This is a genomic window from Pseudomonas sp. LTGT-11-2Z (assembly GCF_003691445.1).
Lineage (GTDB): Bacteria > Pseudomonadota > Gammaproteobacteria > Pseudomonadales > Pseudomonadaceae > Aquipseudomonas > Aquipseudomonas monteilii.
The window spans coordinates 1,537,594-1,564,494 of the sequence record NZ_CP033104.1 but is presented as its reverse complement, the minus strand read 5'-3'; the positions used below and the strand labels follow the sequence as shown (position 1 = coordinate 1,564,494).

Below are 26,901 nucleotides of genomic sequence, written 5' to 3'. Positions count from 1 at the left end.
TTCCTAAGGGACTTTCACTTGGCCGCACCTTCCCTCCACCTCGCGCAGCATGCCCGGGGCAACTCATGACTTCCCATAACCCCGAACCTCCTGTGCCGCTCGCCTCGGCACTGCCCGGTGCCGTGCAACGCCTACCCTTGCTCGAACGCCTGAGCCGCTACCGCCAGCCCATCGGCCTGGCAGTGACCTTGGTGCTGTTCACTATGGCTTTGATTGCCTGCCGCCACCTGCTGAGCGAGCTGGATATCTATGCCTTGCACGACGCCATGCTCAGTGTGCCGACCCAGTCGTTGCTGGGCGCCTTTGTGGCGACGGTGGCGGGCTTCGTGATCCTGCTGGGTTACGAGTGGTCGGCCAGCCGCTATGCCGGGGTGAAGTTGCCAGTGCACAGCCTGGTGCTGGGCGGCTTCAGCGCCTTTGCCATTGGCAATGCCATCGGGCTGTCGATGCTGTCAGGCGGATCGGTGCGCTACCGGCTCTATGCACGCCAAGGGCTGGGGGCTGGCGAAGTCGCTCGCATGACGGTGTTTGCCAGCTTGTCGCTGGGTAGCGCGCTGCCTCCCCTGGCAGCCTTGGCGACCTTGAGCGACCTGCCGGCAGCCTCGGCTGCACTCGGGTTGGCGCCGGGCCTGCTGGCAGGCATCGCCACCGCCGTGCTGGTGGCATCCGCCCTGCTGGTGTTCGGCTTGTACCGCCGGCGCCTGGCCGAGCAACCGCTGGCGAACAACCTGCTGGTACAGGTGGGCCGCCGCACGCTACGCCTGCCAGGCACACGGCTGGCCGCCCTGCAACTGCTGATCACCGCGCTGGATGTGGCAGCCGCCGCCACTGTCCTGTATCTGCTGCTGCCCGAAGCACCACCTTTCGGGGCATTCGTGCTGGTGTACCTGCTGGCGTTGGCCGCTGGCGTACTCAGCCATGTGCCGGGCGGCGTCGGGGTGTTCGAAGCGATTCTGCTGGCAGCCTTTGCCGACCAGCTCGGTGCTGCACCGCTGGCGGCCGCCCTGCTGCTGTACCGGCTGATCTACGTGGTACTGCCATTGCTGCTGGCCTGTGTACTGTTGCTGGCCAACGAAGCCCGGCGCCTGCTGTTCGCCCAGCAGGCCATCAAGGTAGCTTCCGGGCTGGCCGCACCGATTTTGTCGATTCTGGTATTCCTGTCCGGCGTGGTGCTGCTGTTCTCGGGCGCCACACCCGAAATCGACACGCGCCTGGAACACATGGGCTTCCTGGTGCCGCACCGGCTTATCGATGCCTCGCACTTCGGCGCCAGCCTGATCGGCGTGCTGTGCCTGCTGCTGGCCCAGGGCCTGCGTCGGCGCCTATCCGCCGCCTGGTTGCTGACTACCGTGCTGTTGTTGGTGGGCGCCCTGCTGTCGCTGCTCAAGGGGTTTGACTGGGAAGAGGCGTGCCTGCTGACCTTCACCGCGACCCTGCTTGCCCTGTTCCGTCGCTCGTTCTACCGCCCCAGCCGCCTGCTGGAGTTGCCCTTCTCGCCGGTGTTCCTGGTGGCCAGTGCCTGCGCAGTCGGCGCTTCGGTCTGGCTGCTGCTGTTCGCCTACCAGGATGTGCCCTACAGCCATCAGCTGTGGTGGCAGTTCACTCTCGATGCCGATGCCCCACGCGGCCTGCGTGCCACCATGGGCAGCGCCTTGCTGCTGGCCGCCGTGGCGCTGACCTGGCTGCTGCGCACCGCCCCTCCTGTGATCCACCTGCCCGATGAAGCGGAACTGCAGCGCGCCAACCGTATCTTGCTGGCTTCCGACCAACCCGACGGCGGCCTGGCCCTGACGGGCGACAAAGCGTTGCTGTTCCACCCGCGTGACAATGCCTTCCTCATGTACGCGCGGCGTGGCCGCAGCCTAGTGGCCCTGTACGACCCCATCGGCCCGGCCCAGGAGCGCGCCGAGATGATCTGGCAGTTCCGCGACCTGTGCGACCTGCACCACGCTCGCCCGGTGTTCTACCAGGTACGTGCCGAGAACCTGCCGTTCTACATGGATATTGGCCTGACAGCGCTGAAGCTGGGTGAGGAAGCCCGTGTCGACCTGCGCCGCTTCGATCTGGAAGCCAAGGGCAAGGAGATGAAAGACCTGCGCTACACCTGGAATCGCGGTGGTCGCGACGGCCTGAGCCTGGAAATCCATGAACCCGGCCACGCCCCGCTGGCAGAGCTGAAGGAAATTTCCGACGCCTGGCTCGGCGGCAAGAACGTGCGTGAGAAAGGCTTTTCGTTGGGGCGCTTCAGCTCGGACTACCTGCAACACTTCCGCATCGCGCTGATTCGCTTCCAGGGCCGCCCGGTAGCCTTCGCCAACCTGCTGGAAACCCATGGCAACGAACTGGCAAGCCTCGACCTGATGCGTGCGCACCCCGAAGCCCCCAAGCTGACCATGGAGTTCATGATGATCGGCTTGATCCTGCACTACAAAAGCCATGACTACGCCCGCTTCAGCCTTGGCATGGTGCCGCTTTCCGGCCTGCAACCGCGGCGAGGTGCGCCCTTGACCCAGCGCCTGGGTTCACTGGTGTTCCGCCGGGGCGAGCAGTTGTACAACTTCCAGGGGCTTCGCCGCTTCAAGGACAAATTCCAACCGGACTGGGAACCCCGCTACATGGCCGTGCCGGCCGGGCTCGACCCGCTGGTAGCACTGGCCGACACCGCCGCCCTGATTGCAGGCGGCCTGACTGGATTGGTGAAACGTTGATGACCCGACGCTATTGGCTGTACCTGCTGGTTCCCCTGCTGCTGGCCGCCCTGGGTGGCGCGCTGGCGTTCTGGCTGTGGACGCGCCCGGCCCCCGAGGCGCGCCTGGAGCAATTGAGCATCAATGACACCCACATCACCCGGGTGACCCCTGGCGTACACCCGAAGGCCCGGGTAGCCATTGGTGTGCCACAGGACCAAGCATTGACCGACAAGCAACTGCTGGACCTGAGCCAGGCCGGCGAAGCCCAGCTGGTGCAGGTGGTGCTGCCGCCGAACGACTGTAGCAAACAGCAACAGGCCATGGACCAAGCCCTGGCAGAACTGTCGGAAAAGCCGACGCTGGTCGCCGGTATAGGCCCTGGTGCCGCCCAGGCCTGGCGTTGGCTAGCCAACCAGAGCAATGACAAGGCGCGGGCCATTTCAGTGGACTTCAGCCTGGAGCAACCCGGCTGCCAGGCCCCGCTGCCCAAGGCGGCACCTCATGGCCACTGGAACGTCGCCTGGAACGACAACCCGGATGACGCCAGCGCCGCTTTCGTACGTGACCAGGCGAACGCCGAAACCAGCATCAGCGACTACGACATTCACCTGCCACAAGTGCTCAAGGCCCAGCTGACCCAGGCCCTGGTTGGCCGTGACGGCAACGCCCTGGCTATTCCGGTGGTCGAGGTCCCGGCCGGGCAGACCACCGACACGGTCACCCTGTTCCTCTCCGGTGATGGTGGCTGGCGCGACCTGGACCGTGATGTGGCCGGCGAAATGGCCAAGCTGGGCTACCCGGTGGTAGGCATCGACACGCTGCGCTACTACTGGCAGCACAAGACCCCGGAGCAAAGCGCCGCCGATCTGTCCGAGCTGATGCAACATTACCGGCAGAAGTGGGGCACCAAGCGCTTCGTGCTGACAGGTTATTCGTTCGGTGCCGATGTGCTGCCAGCCATCTATAACCGCCTGCCGGCAGAGGACCAACAGCGTATCGATGCCGTAATGCTGCTGGCGTTTGCCCGCAGTGGCAGCTTCGAGATCGAGGTCGAGGGCTGGTTGGGCAAAGAAGGCCAGGAAGCACCGACCGGGCCTGAAATGGCCAGGCTGCCGGCGTCCAAGGTGGTGTGCGTGTATGGTGTGGAAGAGACCGATGAGAGCGGTTGCACCGAGAAGACCGCTGTGGGTGAACGCCTGAAGCTGCCTGGCGGGCACCACTTCGACGAGAACTACCCGGCGCTGGCCAAGCGCTTGATTGGTGAGATCGAGACGCGCCAAGGCAAATCGAGCGTCGCCGAACAGAACTGACAATGACTGGGGCCGCTTTGCGGCCCCTTGGCAATCAGATCTCGACCTGGGTCCCCAGCTCGATCACCCGGTTCAGCGGCAGGTTGAAGAAGCGCAAGTTGCCGTTGGCATTCTTCAGCAGGAAGGCGAACAGGTTACCCCGCCAGCGCGACATCCCCTCCAGCCGTGAAGCAATCACCGTCTCGCGGCTGAGGAAGTAGGTGGTGCGCATCGGGGTGAAATCCAGGTCGTCCAGGTGGCACAGTTTCAATGCCGCCGGCACGTCCGGTTCGTCCATGAAGCCAAAGTGCAGCAGCACACGGAAGAACCCATCACCGTATGCCTCCACCTCGAAGCGCTCGTGCTCCGGCACACGCGGCCGGTCTTCACTGACGACCGTCAGCAGCACCACCTGGCTGTGCAGCACCTGGTTGTGCAGCATGTTGTGCAACAGCGCATGGGGCACTGCGTCGGCCCGTGCGGTGAGGAATACCGCCGTGCCTTCGACACGATGTGGCGGCTGAATACGGATACTGCTGATGAACAGCTGCAGCGGTAGCGCGCCTTCGTCGATGCGTTCGACCAGAATCTGCTTGCCGCGCTTCCAGGTGCTCATCAGCAAGTACAGCACACCACCCGCCAACACCGGGAAGGCACCGCCCTGAACAATTTTCGGCACGTTGGCGGCGAAGAACAGCCCGTCGACGAACAGGAAACCCACCAGAATCGGCACCGCCAGCACAGGGGGCCATTTCCACAGCAGCAACATGACGGCCGACACCAGAATAGTGGTCATCAGCATGGTGCCGGTCACCGCCACACCGTAGGCCGCCGCCAGGGCGCCGGACGACTCGAAACCGATCACCAGCATCACCACACCGACCATCAGCGACCAGTTCACCGCCCCAATGTAGATCTGCCCCTGCTCGTCGCTGGAGGTGTGCTGGATCTGCATGCGTGGAATGTAGCCCAGCTGGATGGCCTGGCGGGTCAGGGAGAACGCCCCCGAGATTACCGCTTGCGAGGCGATCACCGTGGCCATGGTCGCCAACCCGACCAACGGCAGCAACGCCCAGCCTGGCGCCAGCAGGTAGAACGGGTTGCGGGCTGCGTCCGGGTTTTGTAGCAATAGCGCACCCTGGCCGAAATAGTTCAGCACCAGCGCGGGCAGCACCAGGATGAACCAGGCCCGGGCGATCGGCTTGCGGCCAAAGTGGCCCATGTCAGCGTACAGCGCCTCGGCGCCGGTCAACGCCAGCACCACTGCGCCGAGAATGGCCACGCCCATGCCGGGGTGCACCACGAAGAAATTGATCGCCCAACCCGGGTTGAAGGCCTTCAGCACTTCCGGGCTCTGCGAGATGCCATGCACGCCCAGTGCGCCCAGCACCACGAACCAGGTGACCATGATCGGGCCGAACAGCTTGCCGATCTTCTCGGTACCGTGCTTCTGCACCAGGAACAATGCCACCAGCACCACCAGCGAAATCGGCACCACCCAGTGGTCAATACCGTCAAACGCCAGGCCCATGCCCTCCACCGCCGACAGCACCGACACCGCCGGAGTGATCATGCTGTCGCCATAGAACAGCGAAGCGCCGATCAGGCCGCAGATCACCATCAGTGTGCGCAACCGCGGATAGGCCGCCGTGGCACGCCGCGCCAGCGCGGTCAGCGCCATGGTGCCGCCCTCCCCCTGGTTGTCGGCGCGCAGGATGAACATCACGTACTTGAACGACACCACCCACAACAGCGACCACAGGATCAGCGACAGGATCCCCAGCACGCCATCATGGTTGACCGGCACCCCGTAACCGCCGGTGAAGACTTCCTTCAGGGTGTACAACGGGCTGGTGCCGATATCGCCATAAACCACCCCGACCGCCGCCACAAGCAGGCCTAGCGACCGCGCCGTGCCCTGCTTCCCCTCGTGCCCGCCCTCGGCGTGACTGCTTGCCTGAACCATCGACCACTCCCGCAGACGGCCATCACGGCCTTTAATATTCACTCTAGCGCCGGCCCCTGAAGGCACCTTCGCGCAACGGCGCGAAGCATAGCGCAGCGTTCGTCGTATTTCTGCTGGTCAAGCGACGTTACGCTCGCTAGAATTGCGCACTTTTTGATCAGAGGCGCCCAAAGCGCCCGTCAAGATCGCCCCCGATTCCGGCCGGGCGACCTGCATTCAATACCGAGGTTAGTCATGTCCACCACGCCCGCCACCCCCAAGGTAGGTTTCGTAAGCCTGGGTTGCCCTAAAGCCCTGGTCGATTCCGAGCGCATCCTGACCCAGCTGCGCATGGAAGGCTATGAAGTCGTGCCCACCTACGAGGACGCCGACGTGGTGGTGGTCAACACCTGCGGCTTCATCGACAGCGCCAAGGCCGAGTCGTTGGAAGTGATCGGCGAAGCGATCAAGGAAAACGGCAAGGTCATCGTCACCGGCTGCATGGGTGTTGAAGAAGGCAGCATCCGTGATGTGCACCCGAGCGTGCTGTCGGTCACCGGCCCGCAGCAGTACGAGCAGGTGGTCAACGCCGTTCACGAAGTGGTACCGCCACGCCAGGACCACAACCCGCTGATCGACCTGGTGCCACCTCAGGGCGTCAAGCTGACCCCGCGCCACTACGCGTACCTGAAAATTTCCGAAGGCTGTAACCACAGCTGCAGCTTCTGCATCATCCCGTCGATGCGCGGCAAGCTGGTCAGCCGCCCGGTGGGTGAAGTGCTGAGCGAGGCCGAGCGCCTGGTCAAGGCCGGGGTGAAGGAGATCCTGGTGATTTCCCAGGACACCAGCGCCTATGGCGTCGACGTCAAGTACAAGACCGACTTCTGGAACGGCCGCCCGGTCAAGACCCGCATGCTCGAATTGTGCGAAGCACTGAGCAGCCTGGGCGCCTGGGTACGCCTGCACTACGTGTACCCGTACCCGAACGTCGACGACGTGATCCCACTGATGGCCGCCGGCAAGATCCTGCCGTACCTGGACATCCCGTTCCAGCACGCCAGCCCGAAAGTGCTCAAGTCGATGAAGCGCCCGGCCTTCGAAGACCGCACCCTGGCGCGCATCAAGAACTGGCGCGAACAGTGCCCCGAGCTGGTGATCCGCTCCACCTTCATCGTCGGCTTCCCGGGCGAAACCGAGGAAGACTTCCAGTACCTGCTGGACTGGCTGACCGAAGCCCAGCTGGACCGCGTGGGCTGCTTCCAGTACTCGCCGGTAGAAGGCGCACCGGCCAACGACCTGGGCCTGGAAGAAGTGCCGGACGACGTCAAGCAGGACCGCTGGGACCGCTTCATGGCCCACCAGCAGGCCATCAGCGCCGCCCGCCTGCAACTGCGCATCGGCAAGGAAATCGATGTGCTGATCGACGAAGTCGAGGAGCAAGGTTCGGTTGGCCGCAGCTTCTTCGACGCCCCGGAAATCGACGGCAGCGTGTTCATCGACGGCGATCATGGCTTCAAGCCAGGCGACAAAGTGCGCTGCCGTGTGGTGGATGCCGACGAATACGACATGTGGGCCGAGCCTATCTAAAGCGGCTGAAACACTGAAAAGCCCCTGCCCCGGTAGCCCGGCGCAGGGGCTTTTTTGTCAGAACGTGTGAAACAGCATCAGCCCCCCCTCTGCATCCGGGCTGGCATCCGAAAAGCCTTTGACCGCATACAGTTGCACTTTCCATTGCGGGTTGAGCTTGTGGGTCAAGAACAGGGTCAGTTCCTTGATCTGCGACCCTGTCGAGACCACTTTCTGCCGCCAATCGTACGAAGCGCCCGCTGACGTGCCAGTAGCCACAGGTATGGCGAAGCCGAGGCTGACAAATACCGGGTCGTCGAAGTCGCTGTCGGGCGGGTCGCCGAACCTCTTCCAGCCCAATGTCGCGAAGCCGGTGACCGGGCCAAAGCCCTTGGTGATGTCGACCTGGGCGGTGTAGTCGTATTCGCCGGTACCCAGGCACTGGTCTTCATCGGCGGTGGGGAATTTGACCTTGCCGATCAGGTCCAGCATCAGGCCGCCGTCGCTGCCATCGAGCAGGGCGTACCCGGCGCTGGCAACCGTGTCACCCAGCCCGCTCTCCACATCCCGGCAACCGCCGGGCAAGGGGTCACCATTCGGGCCGACTTCCGGGTTGGTGATCCGTAACCAGGGCACGGTGACCTTGTAGGTCATGGGGCCGGTTTCATACTTGCCGACCACAGGCACGTACCAGATTTCCGACGTGGTGCCCGTGCCATAGTCGCCGCTTGAATAGTCCATGCCGACGGCCGCGCTGAAGGTGTCAGCCAAGGTTGATTCGCTGGCGCATGACAGCAGGCAGGCGAGAAGCGGGAGGGTCGGTCTCATCGGCACCTCGGAATCCCGTCGGGAAGTGTGAGCGGACATACCCAGCCTAGTTGCCTAACGCCCGGAACGCTCCGGATGCTCGACTTTTTCGGCGGTATCTATCTTCTCCGGCTTTTCGACTTTCTCGACTTTTTCAACCTTCTCGACCTTTTCAGGCTTTTCGACTTTCTCTACTTTTTCGACCCTCTCTACCTTCTCGACTTTTTCAACCTTCTCCACCTTTTCAGGCTTCTCGACTTTCTCCACCTTTTCGACTTTCTCTACTTTTTCGACCTTCTCTACTTTTTCGACCTTCTCAACCTTCTCGGCCTTTTCTACCTTTTCGACTTCGACCCGCTCTACCCGGTCAGAACGGCCGCTGTTGCTGCTTTCAGGCTGCTCCACCGTTTCGACATGTTCTGTCTTGCCAGACTTGTCCACGCTGTCTGACTTGCCATGCCCGCTGGCGTCCTCAATGCCGCTGCCACCGCTGCGATCCTCACGGCCTTCGTTGCCAACAGCGGTCGCTTCGCGTGTGCCATGACCACTGTTGCCGGAACTGCCGGAATCACTGCTGCCGTGCTCGCTGCCATGCCCCGAATGGCCTCTGTCCGGGTTGTCGACGCGGTCACCCTGGACCTCCACACGCGTTGCCCGCAGTTCGTGAGCGCCATTGAGTACACCACTCACCCGCACACGCTGATCGAGCGCCAACGCCGCCGGCTTGCCAACGTTCACGGTGCCCTGCCCCAGCGTCACATTGATGCCTGCGACCACCAGTTGCCGAGCCTGCGCGCGCTGCACCAGCCCTTCGACCACCGCCTGCTGCACACGGCCAGCAAACGGCAGGCTCGGGTCAGGGCGGGTTTGCGCCACTTCCAGCTGACGCCCGGTCCACTGGCCGCGCACCAGCACTTCCCGTGCCGGGGCTACGCGGGTACCCAGTTGCAGCCCTTGAAGGCTACCAGGGTGATCAATCGCCCCAATGGCACTGGCCTCTCGCAGCCCCGGCGCCCGTTCGATACGGGTCGCCACCACTTCGCCCTTGGCATCACGCAAGCCGCTGACCCGGACCGGCTCGCCCGGGCGCAGCCCTTGCGCCACCCGCGCGCCTGCGGCAAGACGCACCGGTTGCCCCATCACCCGCAGCGGGGCCGTGGCGCTGGGGAGCGCCGTCAGCGGCCCTTCGTAGGCGTTGAGGATCGAGATACGCCCAGCCTGCAGGCCGCGCTGGGTGGCAACGGCCTCCACCGCCACAACCTGCCCGATGGCCAGGTGAGCACTGCTGGCCGGTGCACCGTTCTGACTCACCGGTACGTCCTTGCCATAATGGACTTCCATACCATTGACGCAGATCGAGGCAAACCCGGTGATGGTGCCGACAATGCCGGTACCACCGGTACCGCCCGGGCGCAGGATTGGCGCACCGGTACCGCCAACACCACCACTGCTGTGATCGAAGTAGGTGCCGTCCACACCCTCGGCCACTGCACCCGTACCGCCTGTGCCACCGGGGCGCTGCGGATGCGGTGCGCCAGTGCCGCCAACGCCGCCGTTTTCACTGCGCACACCGGTGGCGCCCGTTCCCCCTGGAAACTTCATGCCTGCGGCACCGGCCATACCCACTTCATCACGGCTGACACACACCGGCGCTGCGGCCACCTCGGCAGGCGCCATCAGGTTCAACCCGAAAACCAGGGCGAGCGTGATGGCACTGAGGCAGCGCACAAGAGCAGTCATGGGCCGGGTGTCTTCGACAAATCGGGTTGGGTAGCTTCAGTGTAGAAATAAAGCCCTACGGTGATGCGCTGACGTTGCTCGACAGTGGGCTCATCAGCACCCTCCAGCTCTGCTGCAAGCTGGCTGAAAGCAAGCAGTGTCTGCATGCCATCCCTGGAGACCGCTTCACGCACGTGTTCGACGCTGGCCAGGCTCAAGGCATCGTAGTGAACGCTGCGCTCAAAGAACGGCTGGCCTTCGCCACTGAGGTTATGCACCGCTGCACAAGCATGGTCATGCAGGTTGTGGCCAAAGTAGGCGGCTTTTTCATCGAAACCCGTCTGCGGCACGAATGCCTGGGCCTCCAGGTGCACACAATCCTGCTCATCGAGCCGGACGATGCCAAGGCGCAACCACTCATCCAGCACAACCCGGCCACGGATATCGGTGCTGACCTTGGCCACCAGGGCATCGAATGAACAGTCGCCGCCGACACTGGCCAAACGCGGCAGCGCCAGCGCCTGGCCAGGTGCCGAGCAGAACGGCGGGCTGGTGGTCCATACATTGACCAGCTGAGCACCCAGGGTGATGTTTGCCGGCAAGGCTGCGAGCGCCGTGCCGGCTTCACTACGAATCCGCCGGACATCCTTGCGGTGCACGCCTGTGAGCAGGCTGATACGGCTGTCGGTGGGCGGGGTGCCGTCCAGGCGAAAATCGCGGTGGGCTACGTCGACGAACACGTCCTTGAGCAGGTCGGCGAACATCGTATAAGTCACCCCCTTGCGCAACATCAAGCGCACCAGCGGACGCATGACACGCCGCAGTGCGCTTAACAGCGAAGGGGGAGAAGTTGGGCTGATCAACGCCTGTCAGCTCCTGCTGTTGTCATCACCCGGTTCGCCACCCACATGGTTGCCGCGATCGTCACCAGGTTCACCCCCCACGTGATTGCCGTGATCATCGCCAGGCTCGCCGCCGACATGATTACCATGATCATCCCCGGGCTCACCGCCAACATGGTTGCCATGATCGTCACCCGCTTCAGCATGGTTGCTGCTGCGACCAGCGTTTGAATTACCGTCGTGGCCGCTGCCACTGTTGCCGGCATGGCCGCCACCGTCTCCGCCACTGCCATGGCCACCACCGCCACTTCCGCTGCCACCACCGTGGCCGCCACCACCACTTCCACCGCCGTGGCCTCCGCCTCCGCCACCACTCCCGCCGTGGCCTCCGCCGCCACCGCCACTTCCACCACCACCGTGACCGCCGCCTCCACCACCACCGTGACCACCACCACCGTGACCGCCGCCACCGTGACCGCCGCCTCCCCCGCCGCCGTGACCACCACCACCACCACCACCACCACCACCACCATCTTTGGCATAGGCGCTGGAGCCGTGAGAAATCGTGTCAGGGATCAAAACAATGGATGTCGAAAGCACGCCAGCTACGGCAACCGCCAGTAAGGCCTTCTTGAACAGCAGGTGGATTTGCATAGTCCGTCTCCAGGTCGTCGCCACGAGAACGCCAAATCAGTAAAAGTCTTGTTGTCAGCTTTAGCTCTTCTTCGCGTGGGATTTTTTCCCACGCTTAATTAATAGACCTCTACCCCCCGCCGTTCAAGCGCTACACAGACAAGCCGACCGGTGGTTGGGCTGCTATGTTTTCCCTATCGCCATGGAGGACCACCGGCATGCCTGCGCCACTGACGTTGCAAACGCCGCGCTTGAGCGACTACAGCGAGCTGGTACAGGTGTGGGAGGACTCGGTACGCGCCACCCATCACTTCCTGCCAGAGGGCTACATCCTGCTGCTGCGCGACCACGTGTTGCGCCGCTACCTGGATGCGGTGATGCTGGTCTGCTGCAAGGACCGGCAACGTATCTGTGGCTTCGCCGGGGTCGCCAACGGGCGCGTGGACATGCTCTTCGTCGCACCAGACTACCGTGGCCAAGGAGTTGGCAAGCGCCTGCTGCACTATGCGATCGACGAACTGAACGCCGAACGCCTGGACGTCAACGAACAGAACCCGCAAGCCTTGGGCTTCTACCTGCACGAAGGCTTCGAAGTGTTCGGCCGTTCGGAAACCGACGGCCTGGACCAGCCCTACCCGCTGCTGCACATGCGCCTGCGCAAAACGGCGTAAATGACACAGATTCCCAGCCCTTCAGTCGCGCAGGCAGGTACAATGCGGGTCTTTCCCTGCCTTTGCGAATTACCCTCATGTCTGAACCCGTCCGCCTGTCCAAACGCCTTATCGAGCAGCTTGGTTGCTCCCGTCGCGAGGCCGAGTTGTATATCGAAGGCGGCTGGGTGACGGTCGATGGCGCGGTCGTCGAGCAGCCGCAGTTCAAGGTTGAGCAACAGCGCGTCGAGCTGTTACCGGGCGCCCGCGCCGAAACGCTGGAACCGGTGACCCTGCTGATGAACCAACCCGCCGGTATCGACAGTGAAACTGCCCGCGCCAGCATAAACATGGGCAACCTCAGCGAGTCTCACCGCGAAGGCGTGCGCGCCCTGCACGGGCATTTTGCCCGGCAGGACTGCGTGGCGCCGCTGGAGCGCGGCGCCACCGGCCTGCAGGTATTCACCCAGGACTGGCGGGTAACGCGCAAGATCAACGCCGACCTGCGCCGCCTGGAGCAGGAGTTCATCGTCGAAGTGCGCGGCGAAACCACGCCCCAGGCGCTGGAACGCCTGGCGCGCGGGGCCACACGCAATGATCGCGAACTGCCTAAGACCAAAGCCAGCTGGCAAAACGAGACCCACCTGCGCATGGTGCTGAAAAACCCGCAGCCCGGGCAAATCGCCGAGCTGTGCGCCTACCTGCGCCTGGAGCTGGTAAGCATGCGCCGTATTCGCCTGGGTGGCGTATCGATGGGCAAACTGCCGCTAGGCCAATGGCGCTACCTGGCCACTACCGAACGTTTCTAAGCACTACGCCACGCACACGCGTGGCACCTGAACAGGATTCTGCAGCAATGAACCACAACGATGTCCTGCGCAGCCTGCGCTACATGCTCAAGGTGAACGACGCCAAGATGGCCGAGATCATCGGGCTTTCCGGTCTCGAAGTGCATCCTCTGGTGCTGGCCACCTACCTGAAGAAAGAAGAAGAGGAAGGTTTCGTACGTTGCCCTGAACGGGTGATGGCGCACTTCCTCGATGGCCTGGTGATTCACCGCCGTGGCAAGGATGACAGCCGCCCACCGCAGTCGGTCGAGCTGCCGGTGACCAACAACCTCATCCTCAAGAAGCTGCGGGTGGCCTTCGAGCTCAAGGAAGACGACCTGCACGCGATCCTCAAGTCGGTCAACTTCCCGGTCAGCAAGCCGGAGCTCAGCGCGCTGTTCCGCAAGGCCGGCCACGAAAACTACCGCCCGTGCGGTGACCAGCTGCTGCGCAACTTCCTCAAGGGCCTGACCCTGCGCGTGCGCGGCTGAGTGGCCATGCAGCACACGGTTGCCCCGGTCGGTATAGTGCGCTCCTGCTTCAAGGAGAAATTCGCCATCCCACGCCAGCCGCAGCTGGCGCCCGCGGCGCGCGGCGTGCTCGAACTGCTGCCGCCGTTCGACCAGGGTGATGCGGTCGAAGGCCTGGAGCAGGTCAGCCATGTCTGGCTGCTGTTCCTGTTCCACCAGGCCCTGGAAGACAAACCCCGCCTGAAAGTGCGGCCACCGCGCCTGGGCGGCAACAAGAGCATGGGCGTGTTCGCCACCCGCGCCACCCACAGGCCCAACGGCATCGGCCAGTCAGTGGTGCGTCTGGAGGGGGTAGAGCCTGGCCGCCTGTTGCTGTCCGGGATCGACCTGCTCGATGGCACACCGGTACTGGACATCAAACCCTATGTGCCCTACGCCGACAGCATCGCGGGCGCCAGCAACCAGATGGCCAGTGAAGCACCTGCTGCGATTGCCGTGCAGTGGGGTGAAAACGCCCTGCCCCAGGCTCGCGAGCATGCACTACGCCTGGCTGAGCCACTGGTAGAGCTGATCGAGCAATGCCTGGCCCAGGACCCGCGACCGGCCTATCAGATACCACCGGCCGAGCGGGTGTATGGGGTGAAGTTCTGGGATGTGCAAGTGAGGTGGCATTACCCGCAGCCGGAGGTGATCCGGGTGCTGGAAGTGGTGCTGGCCTGAACGCGGCACGAACATGAAAAAGGCGACCTCAAGGGTCGCCTTTTTCATTTAACCATCCCGCGATTAGCGAGCCGGGCCTTCGGCCACGCCCAGGTCATCGGTAGGACGGGTATCGATCAGCGGAGCACCACCGGAAGCCAGCTCCGAAGCGAGCTTGTCGTTGTCCATTTCCTTGACCCACTTGGCAACCACCACGGTAGCAACGGCGTTACCTACCAGGTTGGTCAGGGCGCGGGCTTCAGACATGAAGCGGTCGATGCCGAGGATCAGCGCCAGGCCGGCAACTGGCAAGTGGCCAACAGCCGACAGGGTGGCGGCCAGCACGATGAAGCCCGAACCGGTAACGCCGGCAGCACCTTTGGAGGCTACCAGCAGCACCAGCAGCAGGGTGATCTGGTGAGTGATGTCCATGGTGGTGTCGGTGGCCTGGGCGATGAACACCGCGGCCATGGTCAGGTAGATCGAGGTGCCATCCAGGTTGAACGAGTAACCGGTCGGGATCACCAGGCCGACAACCGACTTCTTGGCACCCAGGCGCTCCATCTTGGCCAGCATGCGTGGCAGTGCCGATTCCGACGAGGAAGTACCCAGCACGATCAGCAGCTCTTCACGGATGTAGCGGATCAGCTTGAGCACGCTGAAGCCGTGGGCGCGGCAGATACCGCCCAGCACCACCAGCACGAACAGCAGGCAGGTGATGTAGAAGCAGGCCATCAGGTAGCCCAGTTGCACCAGTGAGCCAACGCCGTACTGGCCAATGGTGAAGGCCATGGCGCCGAAGGCACCGATCGGGGCCAGCTTCATGATCATGTTGATGATGTTGAACATGACATGGGCAAAGCGGTCGATCATGTCCAGCACTGGCTTGCCATAGCTGCCCAGGCGGTGCAAGGCGAAGCCGAACAGCACCGAGAACATCAGCACTTGCAGGATGTCGCCGTTGGCGAAGGCGCCGACCACGGTGTTGGGGATGACGTTGAGCAGGAAGCCGACGGTGGTCTGCTGCGCGCCGGCGGCGGCGTAGGCAGCCACGCTGCTGGCGTTCAGGGTACTGACGTCGATGTGCATGCCAGCGCCTGGCTTGACCACGTTGACGACGACGAGGCCGATGATCAGGGCGATGGTGGAGACGATTTCAAAGTACAGCAGCGCGTAGCCGCCGGTCTTGCCGACCGACTTCATGCTCTGCATGCCGGCGATGCCGCTGACCACGGTGCAGAAGATGATCGGGGCGATGACCATCTTGATCAGTTTGACGAAGCCGTCACCCAAAGGTTTGAGGGCGACGCCCGTTTCCGGGTAGTAGTGGCCGAGCAGAATGCCGATGGTGATGGCGACCAACACCTGGACATACAGGGATTTGTACAGCGGCTGACGTGTCGTCATGGCTCATTTTCCTCAAGTGTGCCGGCCCACCCTTCCCAGGGTGATGGGGCACCTGAATCGCTAACCCTCCTGCACCCGGAGGGATTTGTCGTTGTGTTCGAGCTGCCTGGGCAGGCCTCTGAAGGGATCAATAGCAAGGGTGGTGCCAAAATGCCCATGAAGGGTGCAAAGGCCGTATTTGCTAGGGATAAATGCCCAACGACGGGGCGATTTGCCTGAGGAAGGCTGGCGGATTTCCGCCCAGTGGCGGGATTTGTACAGGGGGCATGGCGGGAATCCGCCCGATGCGGTTTGCCTGTGCCGGCCTCTTCGCGGGTTTACCCGCGAAAGGGCCGGCAAAGCAAGCGAATCAATCGAGGTTGAAGGTGATCCTGAACGCCGCCCCGCCCAAGGGCGAATCCCCAAGGCTCAGCTCGGCGTCATAGCTGTCGACAATGTCCTTGACCACCGCCAGCCCGATACCCTGCCCCGGGTGCTGGCTGTCCAGCCGCTCCCCCCGCTCCAGGATGCGCTCACGCTGGTCGGCCGGCACCCCCGGCCCATCGTCCTCGATACACAAGGTCAACTGCCCGGGCGCCTGCTCCAGGCTTACCCGCACTTGGCCCAGGCTCAGCCGGTAGGCGTTTTCCAGCAGGTTGCCGAGCATCTCCAGCAAGGCGCCCTGCTCCATCGGCACCTGCGCCGCATCAGGCACCTCCAGGGCCACGTTCACCTGTTTGTCCCGGTAAACCTTGGCCAGCGTGCTGCACAAACTGTCGAGCAACGGCAGCAGCCTCACGCTGTGGCGCACCAGGCCGCTCTTGCGCAGGCTGGCGCGTTGCAGCTGGTAGTCGATCTGCTGGCTCATGCGCTCGATCTGGCTTTGCAGCACCCGTGCCTGCTCACGCTCGCCGCTGCGCTGCTGCAGGCTCTCGCCCACACCTTGCAACACCGCCAGCGGCGTCTTCAGACTGTGGGCCAGGTCATCCAGCGAATCGCGATAGCGTGTGCGTTGCTCGCGCTCACTGCGTAGCAGGCGGTTGAGCGAACGGGTCAAGCGCAGCAACTCGCGAGGGTGCTCGCCGCTCAGGCCGTCGCGTGCGCCCGATTCCACCTCATCCAGCTCGTGGCTGAGCCGCCGCAACGAGCGCAGCCCCCAGGTCAAGCCTGCCCATAACAGCACCATCAATGCTAGCAAGGCAGCACCAAAACCTAGGTAGAGCTTTTCTCGCAGGCCATTGAGGGTGGCCTTGTATTCGCTCACCGGCTGCAGGGCGACAATGCTGTAAGCGGCGCTTTGGCCGCCCAGCAGCTTGATCTCGACGTCATAAACGAAGAATTCTTCGCCATCGGACTGGTGAATGCGGGCAAACTCGTTACCCCGCCCGTCGTAGCGCGGGCTGTAATTGATGTGCCGGTCGGCAGTGGCCCGCGACTGCCAGACCAGGTTGCCGTCGCGGTCGAAGATGTAGCCCAGCAGGCCGGTATACGGCAGGTTGTAACGCTCGTCCGGCAGCAGCGTCGGCATCTGCAGTTGGCCATGCTCGATGCGCGCGGCGGAAATCAGTGTGGTCACATCCGAGGCCAACCGCTGCTCGATCGACTCCTGCAGGGCCAGGCTGAAGGCTTTCTGCAAGGCCGGCAATAACGCCAGCATGAACAGCAGCGCCAGCACGGCGGCGGCCAACATCAGGCGTACCCGCAGGGAGCGGATCATCGGCAGCGCTCGGTGAACAGATAGCCCAGGCCGCGCACGGTGTCGATGGGTTTGAAGCCGTGCTCGCCCTCAAGCTTGCGGCGCAGGCGGCCGACCAGCACCTCGATGACATTGGGGTCGCGCTCCTCGTCCCCCGGGTACAGCTGCTCCATCAGGCGCTCCTTAGCCACTACCTGCTGATGATGGCGCATGAGGTATTCGAGAATGCGGTACTCGTAGGCCGTCAGCGCCAGTGGGTGTTCGTCGAGGGTGGCCTGTTTGCGGTTGAGGTCGAGCACCAGGGGGCCGGCGGCGATGGTCGACTGGGTGAAACCACTGGAGCGGCGCAGCAGGGCATTCAGGCGAGCCTCCAGCTCTTCGAACTGGAACGGCTTGACCAGGTAGTCGTCTGCACCGGCCGCCAGGCCCTCGACCTTGTCCTGCCAGTTGCCACGGGCGGTGAGGATGAGGATGGGGAAGGTCTTGTCCTGGCTGCGCAGGCGCGTGATCAGCTCCAGGCCACTGATGCCGGGCAGGCCCAGGTCGATGATGGCCAGGTCAAAGTGGTATTGCCCGGCCTGGTACAGGGCCTCTTCGGCGTCGGCGACGGCCTCGACCACATGGCCGCTTTCGCCCAGTCGGGTGTAGAGGTGATGGCGAAGCAGGGCTTCGTCCTCGACCACCAGCAGTTTCATGTGCAGCTCCTTGATTTATATTGCCTGTGCCGGCCTCTTCGCGGCTAAAGCCGCGAAGAGGCCGGCACAGGATAACGCGGCTCGCCCGTCAGAACTTGTAGCTTGCAGCCAGGTAGGTCTGCGCACTGCTGGTCAGGCGCAGGGTGCCGTCCTTCGGCCCGCCACGCTCGCCCACTTCGGTCGCGGCATTGGTGCGCAGGTAACGGTAGCCCAGTTCGACCGAGGCTTTGTCGGTGATGTCCTGGATCACACCCGCCTGCAGGCCATAGGCATAACCGTAGTCGGTATCGCGGCTGGCACCTGGCGAGTCCTGGGTCAGCTTGGTCACGCCCAGGCTGCCACCGCCAAACAGCTTAGTGGTATCACCCACCGGCAGGAACAGATCGTAGCTGCCCAGCAGGTTTTCCTGACGCAGCTTGAGGCCGCTGTGGTCGCCCGAGACATTGTCGTAGGTCATGTAGTAACGGCCTTGGTCATTGATCTTGCCCAGACGCACGCCCCAGGTGTCGTCTTTGCCGATGATGCCATCGGCGTTGAGGTGGTCGGTGTTGCGCTGCAGCAGGCCGGACTTGCGAACCTTGTCGCTGGTCTGGCCGTAGGTCAGGCTGGCGAAGTTGTCGTCGGCGGCCTGGGCGGTGGTGATGCCAGCGGCGCAGACGGCCATGGCGGCAAGCAGGGTGTTGAAGGTTTTCATGGCTGGATACTCCAGTTGGGTGCGCTGTTTCGGTCTGGAAGCTAGAGTAAACAGGGCACCCTGAACCGCGACTGAACCCTGGCTGAACACCGGCTGAACGAACTGTCTGCAAGACAAGGAGTAGTAACCATGCGTGCCCTGCTGGCCCTGACCCTGATGTGCAGCGCCGCCTTAGCCCAAGCGGCGGTACAAACCCGTGAAATCCCTTACCAGGACGCCGATGGCAACCGCCTGGTCGGCTATTACGCCTACGACGACGCCATCGAGGGCAAGCGCCCCGGCATTGTCGTGGTGCATGAATGGTGGGGGCTGAACGATTACGCCAAGCGCCGCGCCCGCGACCTGGCCGCATTGGGCTACAACGCGCTGGCCATCGACATGTATGGCGACGGTAAGCACACCGAACACCCGCAGGACGCCCAGGCGTTCATGGCTGCCGCCATGAAGGACCCGGCAGCGGCGGCAGCACGCTTCGACGCCGGCCTTGAACTGTTGAAGCTGCAACCGAATACCAACAAGCATCAACTGGGCGCTGTCGGTTACTGCTTCGGCGGCAAGGTGGTGCTCGATGCCGCGCGCCGGGGCGAGAAGCTGGACGGCGTGGTGAGCTTCCATGGCGCACTGGCCACCCAGACACCGGCAAAACCGGGCGTGGTGCGGGCCGATATCCTGGTCGAGCACGGGGCGGCAGACAGCATGGTCACCCAGCAGCAGGTGGATGCGTTCAAGGCAGAAATGGAGGCGGCCAAGGTCAACTATGAATTCGTCAGTATTGAAGGCGCCAAGCACGGGTTTACCAACCCGGATGCCGACCGGTTGAGCCATGGCGAGCATGGCGGGCCGGACATTGGCTATAACAAGGCGGCGGATGAAAGCTCTTGGGCGGATATGCAGGCGTTCTTCAAGAAAGTGTTCAAGTAAAGATTGCCGGGGGCCGCTTTGCGGCCCATTGCCGGGGCAGGCACAATATGCCCCATGAACACACTCCCCGCCTGTTGCGCCCCGCTCCAGCACCACTGGCCCTTGCCCCGCCCACTCCCCGGCGCATTGCTGGTCAGTTGCGCCTTTGACCCCGCCCTCCTGGCCGCCGATGACTTCCAGCGTGCCGGCATCGTGCCCAGTGCCAGCCTGCAACGCTCGGTGGCCAAGCGCCAGGCCGAGTACCTTGCCGGCCGCGTATGCGCCCGTGCTGCACTGCAACGCCTGGATGGCCGCAATTACGTGCCTGGCACCCACGAGGACCGCTCACCGATCTGGCCGGCAGGTATCCTCGGTTCGATCACCCATGGCAAAGGCTGGGCCGCCGCCGTGGTCGCGGCCCAGGGCAGTTGCCAAGGCCTGGGGCTGGATCAGGAATCCCTGCTGGATGACGAGCGCGCCGAACGGCTGATGGGCGAAATCCTTACCCCGTCCGAACTGGAACGCCTGGACCGTCGCCAGCTCGGCCTGACGGTCACCCTGACCTTCTCGCTGAAAGAAAGCCTGTTCAAGACCCTCTACCCGCTCACTCGCCAGCGCTTCTATTTCGAGCACGCCGAAGTGCTGGAATGGTCCGCCGATGGCCTGGCGCGCCTGCGCCTGCTCACCGACCTGTCGCCACAATGGCAGCACGGCGCAGAGCTGCAGGGCCAGTTCAGCCTGCAGGACGGCCACCTGCTCAGCCTGGTCAGCGCCTGACCTTTACAGAGGGGCCTGCTGGCGCGGCCAGTTCAGGCTGAAGCAGGCGCCGCCCAGCGCCTCGCTGCGCCCCACCGTGGCCCGGCCTGCGTGCCAGTAGATGATCCGCCGCACGATCGACAGGCCCAGGCCATGCCCACCCGAGGCCCGTGTACGGCTGTCGTCGAGGCGGGTGAACGGGGTGAAAATACGGTCCCAGAAGCCCTCTGGGATACCTGGGCCGTCATCTTCCACATCAATGCGGCAGCGTTGGTGCCCCAGCTGGTAGCTCAGGCGCACTTCGCGCTCGGCATGGCGCATGGCATTGCCGACCAGGTTCTGCAAGGCCCGGTGCAGGTAACGCGGCTCGGCCTCGACCCAGGCGCCGTCGGCATCCGCGCCCTGGCAGTCGCCACGCACCACCCGCACCTCGGCACGCAGTGGTGCCAGCTCTTCGATCACGCGGTCGAGCAAGGCGTCCAGGTCTACCCGCTGGAACTTCAAGGCCGGCGCGCCCTGCTCCAGGCGGGCATAGGTCAGCATCTCGTCAACCAGCTTGTCGAGGTCCTGGATATCCCCGTCCATGCCCGCCAGGTGCTTGGCCCGCGCCTGTTCGGTGGTGGCGCTTTCAATCATCTCCAGGCCAAAACGCAGGCGCGCAACCGGCGTGCGCAGCTCGTGGGACACCGCCCGCACCAGCTCACGCTGCATGGTCAGCGAGCGCTGCAAGTGCTCGGCCATGCCGTTGAAGGCAGCGGCCAGGCGCCCGACCGAGTCGGCGTCACCGGCGGGCACGCGGGTGTCCAGGCTGCCTTGGGCAATGCGTGTGGCGGCAACCTCCAGGCCCGACACACGGCGCTCCAGCTGGCGCACCAGCAGGTAGACCACCAGGCCGATCAGGCACAGGCCAAGGAAGGCGATCAATATCAGCAACTGCGGCGGATACGGGTTGAGCTGGTACAACGGGCCGATTTCCAGCACCCAGGGCGAGCCTGATAGCCCCGCAAATACCCGGATAGAGTCACCATCCCTGCCCAGCGCCATCACGGTGTCGCCCTCCTCGACCCGGCGCCGCTGGTCATCGTCCAGGCTTACCCGCTCGATGCGCTGCAGGGCGACACCAAAGCCGAAGCCTTTTTCCTGCTTGATCTGAGCCAGCCGCTGCTGCTGTTCGGTGATCGGGTAACGCACCAGCTCATCGGCCAGCAGGTACAGGGTGGCCCGCGCCAGCTGTTCGCTGATCTGTTTGATCTGCGCGACCAGCATCAGGTCCTCTTGGCCGACCTTGCGTAGCACTTGTGCCGCATGCGGGCCAGTCTTTTCGACCACCACCAAGCCACGGTACAGCCGCGCCCGCTGGCCTCCGTCGAGGGTGCGCGCAGTCATGGGCTGCAACGCCAGCGGCACACCCAGCAGGCGTTCCCAGATCAGCAGCGAGCGTTTGCGTTCGGTGTCATTCTGCTGTGCGAGGTTGTCGGCCATCAGGCTGAATGTGCCCTGGGCCAGGCCTTCGCGGTGCTGGGCGGCGCGCACTTCGTTGACCAGATGCAGGCTGAGTATGCCAAGCAGGGCCACCAGCACCAGCACAGCCAGCATGCCGCCGTAGATACGCAGGAAGATCGAATTGTTCATGGCGCCTCGCCGACAAACAGGTAACCCTTGCTGCGCAGGGTCTTGATCAAGCGAGGCTGGAGTGGATCATCGCCGATCTTGGGGCGAATTTTTGAAATGCGGATGTCGATGGAACGGTCCTGGCCGTCGTAGCCCACGCCGCGCAGCGCGGTGAAGATCTGCTCGCGGGTCAGCACCCGGCCGGCGTTGCTGGCCAGCAGCCAGAGCAAATCGAACTCGGCGCCGGTCAGGTCGACCAGCTGTTCACCCAGGCGCGCCTCGCGCAGGCGGTTGTCGATACGCAGCGCGCCGAAGGCCAGCGCCTGGCGCTTGTTGTCCGCGGTTTCGCTGCGACGCAGCAGGGCCTGGATTCGCGCCAGCAGCAGGCGTGGGCGCACCGGTTTGCAGACGTAGTCGTCGGCCCCCAGGTCGAGGCCCTGGACCTGGTCGAGTTCGTCGCTGCGGGCAGTGAGCATCAGGATCGGGCCCGGGTACTGGCTGCGTACACGGCGGCAGATGCTCAGGCCGTCCTCGCCGGGCAGCATCAGGTCGAGGATGACCAGGTCGGGCTGGCCGTCGACGATGCGCCGTGCTGCCCGGGCGCCATCGCCCTCGACGCTGACCTCGTAGCCATTGGCCTGCAAGTACTCGGCGGTGAGCTCGGCCAGGCGTTGGTCGTCTTCGACAATGAGGATGCGGGGGGTGGGATGGTCCATGGCTTAGGCCTTCGCTTGTTGTTTTTCTTCTGCCTGTGCCCGCGAAGAGGCCGGCACAGGCAACATACCCCTTTAACCAAAAGGCAACATCTGCCTCGGATACTACGTCCCGCCCCCGGCACTGCCAAGCCACTCACAGCCCCCTCGACTGAACCGTTTTTTGTGATAGGGTTCGCGCCCGAAAAAAACTGCCCCGGGGCACCAAGGCGCAGAAAAATACTGCAAACCACTTGGCACAAGGCCTACAGCGAATACCCACCATTCACACACAAAGTACGCACAAGTTATCCACAGGCGCTCGCCTTGCAAAGGCCCCAATACCGCATTATCTTGTATCCCGATCGCAGCGAACCACTAGATGTTGGGGTTCGTGCAAAATCACACACAAAAGTCAACCCGCAAAATCGAGCGATTTTCCGGGCTGAACTTCAAGTGATTTCAGCAGCCAAACCGCTCCTGCGGAGGCGACCGAGGCAAGCCCTTCCAGGGCCTTGTTCGGGTATGGGTGTTGCAGGCCAGGCCTGACACCCATCAGCAACAGATTTTGGGCTCAGGCCCAGAACCTTTGACTTCGGCCAGGGAGCGGCGAGCTATTGCCCTTATTCCTGAGTCTGTCCCGAAGTCGGTACGCCCGCGCGGGCGGATGCGCATGCATTGCGCATCCCCGCCGGGGCATCGAGCAAGTGGACGGAACGGTGGGCGCCCCAAAGGCGCCTGAACACTATAGAAACTGTGGAGACACCCACCCATGCAAACCGACACAACTCGCGAGAACCCGCAAGCCAAGGTGCCGCAAGCTGCCGATTCCAACCAGGATCTGGCCGCCACCGCCCCTGGCCAACTGCGCGTGATCAAGCGCAACGGCACTGTCGTCCCTTATACCGACGACAAGATCACCGTGGCCATCACCAAGGCGTTCCTCGCAGTTGAAGGCGGCACCGCTGCCGCTTCGTCGCGCATCCACGACACCGTCGCGCGCCTGACCGAGCAGGTTACCGCCACGTTCAAACGTCGCATGCCATCGGGTGGCACCATCCACATCGAAGAAATCCAGGACCAGGTCGAACTGGCCCTGATGCGCGCCGGCGAGCAGAAAGTCGCCCGTGACTACGTGATCTACCGCGACCAGCGTGCCAAAGAGCGTGCCACCCGCGCCAACACCGATGCCGTGGTCGAGCCGCACCCGTCCATCCGCATCACCCTGGCCGACGGCAGCCTGGCGCCGCTCGACATGGCCCGCCTGAACACCATCATCAGCGAAGCCTGCGAAGGCCTGGCCGAAGTCGATGGCGACCTGATCCAGCGCGAAACCCTGAAGAACCTGTACGACGGCGTGGCCATCAAGGACGTCAACACCGCCCTGGTAATGACCGCCCGTACCCTGGTAGAGCGCGAGCCGAACTACTCGTTCGTCACCGCCCGCCTGCTGATGGACACCCTGCGCGCTGAAGGCCTGGGCTTCCTGAATGTAGCCGACAGCGCCACCCACCACGAAATGGCCGACCTGTACGCCAAGGCTCTGCCGGCCTATGTCGCCAAAGGTATCGAGTTCGAGCTGCTGAACCCTGCCCTGGCTGACTTCGACCTGGAAAAACTGGGCAAGGCGATCAACCACGAGCGCGACCAGCAGTTCACCTACCTGGGCCTGCAGACCCTGTACGACCGCTACTTCATCCACAAGGATGGCGTACGCTTCGAGCTGCCGCAGGTGTTCTTCATGCGTGTGGCCATGGGCCTGGCGCTGGAAGAAAAAGACAAGGAAGCCCGCGCGATCGAGTTCTACAACCTGTTGTCGTCCTTCGACTACATGGCCTCGACCCCGACCCTGTTCAACGCCGGCACCCTGCGCCCGCAGCTGTCCAGCTGCTACCTGACCACCGTGCCGGACGACCTGTCGGGCATCTACCACGCGATCCACGACAACGCCATGCTGTCGAAATTCGCCGGTGGCCTGGGCAACGACTGGACCCCTGTTCGCGCACTGGGCTCCTACATCAAGGGCACCAACGGCAAGTCCCAGGGCGTTGTACCGTTCCTGAAAGTGGTCAACGACACCGCCGTTGCCGTGAACCAGGGTGGCAAGCGCAAGGGCGCCGTGTGTGCCTACCTGGAAACCTGGCACCTGGACATCGAAGAATTCATCGAGCTGCGTAAAAACACCGGTGATGACCGCCGTCGTACCCACGACATGAACACCGCCAACTGGATCCCTGACCTGTTCATGAAGCGCGTCTTCGATGACGGCAAGTGGACCCTGTTCTCGCCTTCGGAAGTGCCAGACCTGCACGACCTGACCGGCAAGGCCTTCGAAGAGCGCTACGAGTACTACGAAGCCCTGACCGAGTACAACAAGATCAAGGTGTTCAAGACCATTCAGGCCAAAGACCTGTGGCGCAAGATGCTGTCGATGCTGTTCGAGACCGGCCACCCGTGGCTGACCTTCAAGGACCCGTGCAACCTGCGTTCGCCGCAGCAGCACGTGGGCGTGGTCCACAGCTCGAACCTGTGCACCGAGATCACCCTGAACACCAACAAGGACGAGATCGCAGTCTGCAACCTGGGCTCGATCAACCTGCCGAACCACATCGTCGACGGCAAGCTGGACACCGCCAAGCTGCAACGCACCGTTAACACCGCCGTGCGCATGCTCGACAACGTGATCGACATCAACTACTACTCGGTGCCGCAAGCGCGTAACTCGAACCTCAAGCACCGCCCTGTCGGCCTGGGCATCATGGGCTTCCAGGACGCTCTGTACCTGCAGCACATCGCCTACGGTTCCGATGCTGCGGTCGAGTTCGCCGACAAGTCGATGGAAGCGGTCAGCTACTTCGCCATCCAGGCTTCTTGCGACCTGGCCGATGAGCGCGGTGCGTACGAGACGTTCCAGGGCTCGCTGTGGTCCAAGGGCATCCTGCCGCTGGATTCGCAACAGATCCTGATCGAGGCCCGTGGCCAGAAGTACATCGACGTCGATTTGAACGAGACCCTGGACTGGGCTCCGGTACGTGCCCGCGTACAAAAAGGTATTCGTAACTCGAACATCATGGCCATCGCGCCAACCGCGACCATCGCCAACATCACTGGCGTTTCGCAGTCGATCGAGCCGACCTACCAGAACCTGTACGTGAAATCGAACCTGTCGGGCGAGTTCACCGTGATCAACCCGTACCTGGTCCGCGACCTGAAAGCCCGTGGCCTGTGGGACTCGGTCATGATCAACGACCTGAAGTACTACGACGGTTCGGTGCAGCAGATCGAGCGTATCCCGCAAGAGCTGAAAGACCTCTACGCCACTGCGTTCGAAGTGGAAACCAAGTGGATTGTCGATGCTGCCTCGCGTCGCCAGAAGTGGATCGACCAGGCTCAGTCGCTGAACCTGTACATCGCTGGCGCTTCGGGCAAGAAGCTGGACGTGACCTACCGCATGGCCTGGTACCGTGGCCTGAAAACCACCTACTACCTCCGTGCCCTGGCCGCGACCAGCACCGAGAAGTCGACCATCAACACCGGCAAGCTCAACGCCGTTTCCAGCGGTGGCGACAGCGCCCCGGTCCAGGCAGCCGGCCCTGCACCAGTGCCGAAGGCCTGCGCGATCGACGAGCCTGACTGCGAAGCCTGCCAGTAAGGCCTGGATGCCGCGCGGGGTGCCCAAGGGTGCCCCGCGCGGCATTTTTGTATCTGCGTCACTGAGAAGCCCTGCCCTTTTCCCGCTGCGTATACGGCTCGGTAAAAGGACTGGACCTCTCTAAAAAGGACGCAAGCCCATGGCGCGGAAAAAAGTGGTAACTCGCAAGATTGGCCGTAACGCAGAAACCGGCCGCTTCACTTCGGTCGAAGCAGCACGCAAGCAGCCCAAGACGCACATTGTCGAAACGCTGCATACCCACCGCAGCTAATGTTGCCGGGCCTCATCGCCGGCAAGCCCGCGCTGAGGCCCGTTTGGCTAACACACCCTTTGACAAAAACACCATATGATGTGCCTACAAATTTAAACTGGCACAACATATAGGTTGGCGCTACACTCTCCCCCCGTAGACGAACACAGCCATCTCGTGAACGGACGCACGCAAAACCGGTCGAAAAAGTTACCCTCGCCGGCAACACACGCGCCCCGATCGAAGGTGAATTCCGGTATACTTTGCGCCCTCTGAAAAGAGCACCATTCAATTGTCCTGGCCCCTCCCCGAGGCCTGGCCAGGTACAAGCCAGAACACATTTAGATGTTAACGAGAGTCAGCCTCTCCAAGCTGTCCATTCGCCGCTACCGGCCGTGCGTCAGGCATCACACTCTTAAAATCCAACCGGTT

The 26,901-nt window shown here is 63.2% G+C and carries 22 protein-coding genes; 11 read left to right on the top strand and 11 right to left on the bottom strand.

The genetic code is table 11. From position 1 onward, the window contains the following. Nucleotides 1-65 precede the first annotated feature (65 nt). A complete protein-coding gene (mprF, locus tag D8767_RS07135) occupies nt 66-2,708 on the top strand; it encodes a bifunctional lysylphosphatidylglycerol flippase/synthetase MprF (protein ID WP_063977408.1) in 2,643 nt (880 codons plus the stop codon). Next, nucleotides 2,708-4,000: a virulence factor family protein gene (locus D8767_RS07130; RefSeq protein ID WP_016712009.1), complete on the top strand. Its 1,293-nt coding sequence runs from the start codon at nt 2,708-2,710 to the stop codon at nt 3,998-4,000. The genes mprF and D8767_RS07130 overlap by 1 nt, the downstream gene beginning before the upstream one ends. 34 nt (nt 4,001-4,034) lie before the next feature. On the opposite strand, the gene D8767_RS07125 is transcribed toward D8767_RS07130, so the two are convergent. Further along, nucleotides 4,035-5,945: a potassium transporter Kup gene (locus D8767_RS07125; protein ID WP_016712010.1), complete on the bottom strand. Its 1,911-nt coding sequence runs from the start codon at nt 5,943-5,945 to the stop codon at nt 4,035-4,037. Nucleotides 5,946-6,179: 234 nt separating this feature from the next. Between D8767_RS07125 and rimO the strand changes: the two genes are divergently transcribed. Then, nucleotides 6,180-7,511 carry a 30S ribosomal protein S12 methylthiotransferase RimO gene (gene rimO, locus D8767_RS07115; protein WP_016712011.1) on the top strand — a complete coding sequence of 444 codons (1,332 nt, stop codon included), beginning with the start codon at nt 6,180-6,182 and terminating at the stop codon, nt 7,509-7,511. A gap of 57 nt (nt 7,512-7,568) precedes the next feature. Here the strand turns inward: rimO and D8767_RS07110 are convergent, their stop codons facing one another. From D8767_RS07110 to D8767_RS07095, 4 genes are read right to left on the bottom strand one after another with little or no spacing between them, the layout of a single operon-like run. Beyond that, on the bottom strand, nt 7,569-8,318 hold the full coding sequence (locus tag D8767_RS07110) for a transporter (RefSeq protein WP_033723964.1): 750 nt from the start codon (nt 8,316-8,318) through the stop codon (nt 7,569-7,571). Nucleotides 8,319-8,372: 54 nt separating this feature from the next. Then, a complete protein-coding gene (locus D8767_RS07105; protein ID WP_122048290.1) occupies nt 8,373-10,037 on the bottom strand; it encodes a DUF5666 domain-containing protein in 1,665 nt (554 codons plus the stop codon). After that, nucleotides 10,034-10,828: a DUF6502 family protein gene (locus D8767_RS07100; RefSeq protein WP_016712014.1), complete on the bottom strand. Its 795-nt coding sequence runs from the start codon at nt 10,826-10,828 to the stop codon at nt 10,034-10,036. The genes D8767_RS07105 and D8767_RS07100 overlap by 4 nt, the downstream gene beginning before the upstream one ends. Nucleotides 10,829-10,885: 57 nt before the next feature. After that, nucleotides 10,886-11,512 carry a hypothetical protein gene (locus D8767_RS07095; RefSeq protein ID WP_081259044.1) on the bottom strand — a complete coding sequence of 209 codons (627 nt, stop codon included), beginning with the start codon at nt 11,510-11,512 and terminating at the stop codon, nt 10,886-10,888. Nucleotides 11,513-11,709: 197 nt separating this feature from the next. On the opposite strand from D8767_RS07095, the gene D8767_RS07090 reads away from it, so the two are divergent. From D8767_RS07090 to tsaA, 4 genes are all read left to right on the top strand, one after another. Further along, on the top strand, nt 11,710-12,162 hold the full coding sequence (locus tag D8767_RS07090; RefSeq protein WP_016712017.1) for a GNAT family N-acetyltransferase: 453 nt from the start codon (nt 11,710-11,712) through the stop codon (nt 12,160-12,162). 77 nt (nt 12,163-12,239) lie between these two features. Continuing rightward, nucleotides 12,240-12,950: an rRNA pseudouridine synthase gene (locus tag D8767_RS07085; RefSeq protein ID WP_016712018.1), complete on the top strand. Its 711-nt coding sequence runs from the start codon at nt 12,240-12,242 to the stop codon at nt 12,948-12,950. A 47-nt stretch (nt 12,951-12,997) separates the two neighbouring features. Further along, complete coding sequence (locus tag D8767_RS07080; protein WP_016712019.1) at nt 12,998-13,459, top strand: DUF1456 family protein; 462 nt, start codon at nt 12,998-13,000, stop codon at nt 13,457-13,459. A 6-nt stretch (nt 13,460-13,465) separates the two neighbouring features. Continuing rightward, nucleotides 13,466-14,158, top strand: coding sequence for a tRNA (N6-threonylcarbamoyladenosine(37)-N6)-methyltransferase TrmO (gene tsaA, locus D8767_RS07075; protein ID WP_016712020.1), 693 nt, complete (start codon nt 13,466-13,468; stop codon nt 14,156-14,158). A 63-nt stretch (nt 14,159-14,221) separates the two neighbouring features. On the opposite strand, the gene D8767_RS07070 is transcribed toward tsaA, so the two are convergent. From D8767_RS07070 to D8767_RS07055, 4 genes are all read right to left on the bottom strand, one after another. Further along, nucleotides 14,222-15,544, bottom strand: coding sequence for a dicarboxylate/amino acid:cation symporter (locus tag D8767_RS07070; RefSeq protein ID WP_016712021.1), 1,323 nt, complete (start codon nt 15,542-15,544; stop codon nt 14,222-14,224). A gap of 349 nt (nt 15,545-15,893) precedes the next feature. Then, a complete protein-coding gene (locus tag D8767_RS07065; RefSeq protein WP_016712022.1) occupies nt 15,894-17,240 on the bottom strand; it encodes an ATP-binding protein in 1,347 nt (448 codons plus the stop codon). Further along, nucleotides 17,237-17,914 carry a response regulator gene (locus D8767_RS07060; RefSeq protein WP_016712023.1) on the bottom strand — a complete coding sequence of 226 codons (678 nt, stop codon included), beginning with the start codon at nt 17,912-17,914 and terminating at the stop codon, nt 17,237-17,239. The genes D8767_RS07065 and D8767_RS07060 overlap by 4 nt, the downstream gene beginning before the upstream one ends. Nucleotides 17,915-18,002: 88 nt before the next feature. Next, complete coding sequence (locus tag D8767_RS07055; protein ID WP_016712024.1) at nt 18,003-18,608, bottom strand: outer membrane beta-barrel protein; 606 nt, start codon at nt 18,606-18,608, stop codon at nt 18,003-18,005. 129 nt (nt 18,609-18,737) lie between these two features. Here D8767_RS07055 and D8767_RS07050 point away from each other — a divergent pair, with 129 nt between their 5' ends. Together D8767_RS07050 and D8767_RS07045 are read left to right on the top strand one after the other, a co-directional pair. Next, the gene (locus D8767_RS07050) at nt 18,738-19,529 is read left to right on the top strand and encodes a dienelactone hydrolase family protein (RefSeq protein ID WP_016712025.1); all 792 of its coding nucleotides are present in this window, start codon (nt 18,738-18,740) and stop codon (nt 19,527-19,529) included. A gap of 54 nt (nt 19,530-19,583) precedes the next feature. Further along, a complete protein-coding gene (locus D8767_RS07045; protein ID WP_019098120.1) occupies nt 19,584-20,285 on the top strand; it encodes a 4'-phosphopantetheinyl transferase in 702 nt (233 codons plus the stop codon). A gap of 3 nt (nt 20,286-20,288) precedes the next feature. Here the strand turns inward: D8767_RS07045 and D8767_RS07040 are convergent, their stop codons facing one another. Continuing rightward, nucleotides 20,289-21,896 (bottom strand): ATP-binding protein, encoded by a 1,608-nt coding sequence (locus D8767_RS07040; protein ID WP_016712027.1) that lies wholly within the window; start codon nt 21,894-21,896, stop codon nt 20,289-20,291. Then, nucleotides 21,893-22,591, bottom strand: a complete 699-nt coding sequence (locus D8767_RS07035; protein ID WP_016712028.1) for a response regulator transcription factor — start codon at nt 22,589-22,591, stop codon at nt 21,893-21,895. Before D8767_RS07035 ends, D8767_RS07040 begins: the two co-directional genes overlap by 4 nt. A gap of 748 nt (nt 22,592-23,339) precedes the next feature. Here D8767_RS07035 and D8767_RS07030 point away from each other — a divergent pair. Both D8767_RS07030 and D8767_RS29090 read left to right on the top strand, forming a co-directional pair. Then, nucleotides 23,340-26,219: a ribonucleoside-diphosphate reductase subunit alpha gene (locus tag D8767_RS07030; RefSeq protein ID WP_016712029.1), complete on the top strand. Its 2,880-nt coding sequence runs from the start codon at nt 23,340-23,342 to the stop codon at nt 26,217-26,219. 139 nt (nt 26,220-26,358) lie between these two features. Continuing rightward, nucleotides 26,359-26,490, top strand: coding sequence for a hypothetical protein (locus D8767_RS29090; protein WP_016712030.1), 132 nt, complete (start codon nt 26,359-26,361; stop codon nt 26,488-26,490). The last annotated feature ends 411 nt before the right edge of the window (nt 26,491-26,901 follow it).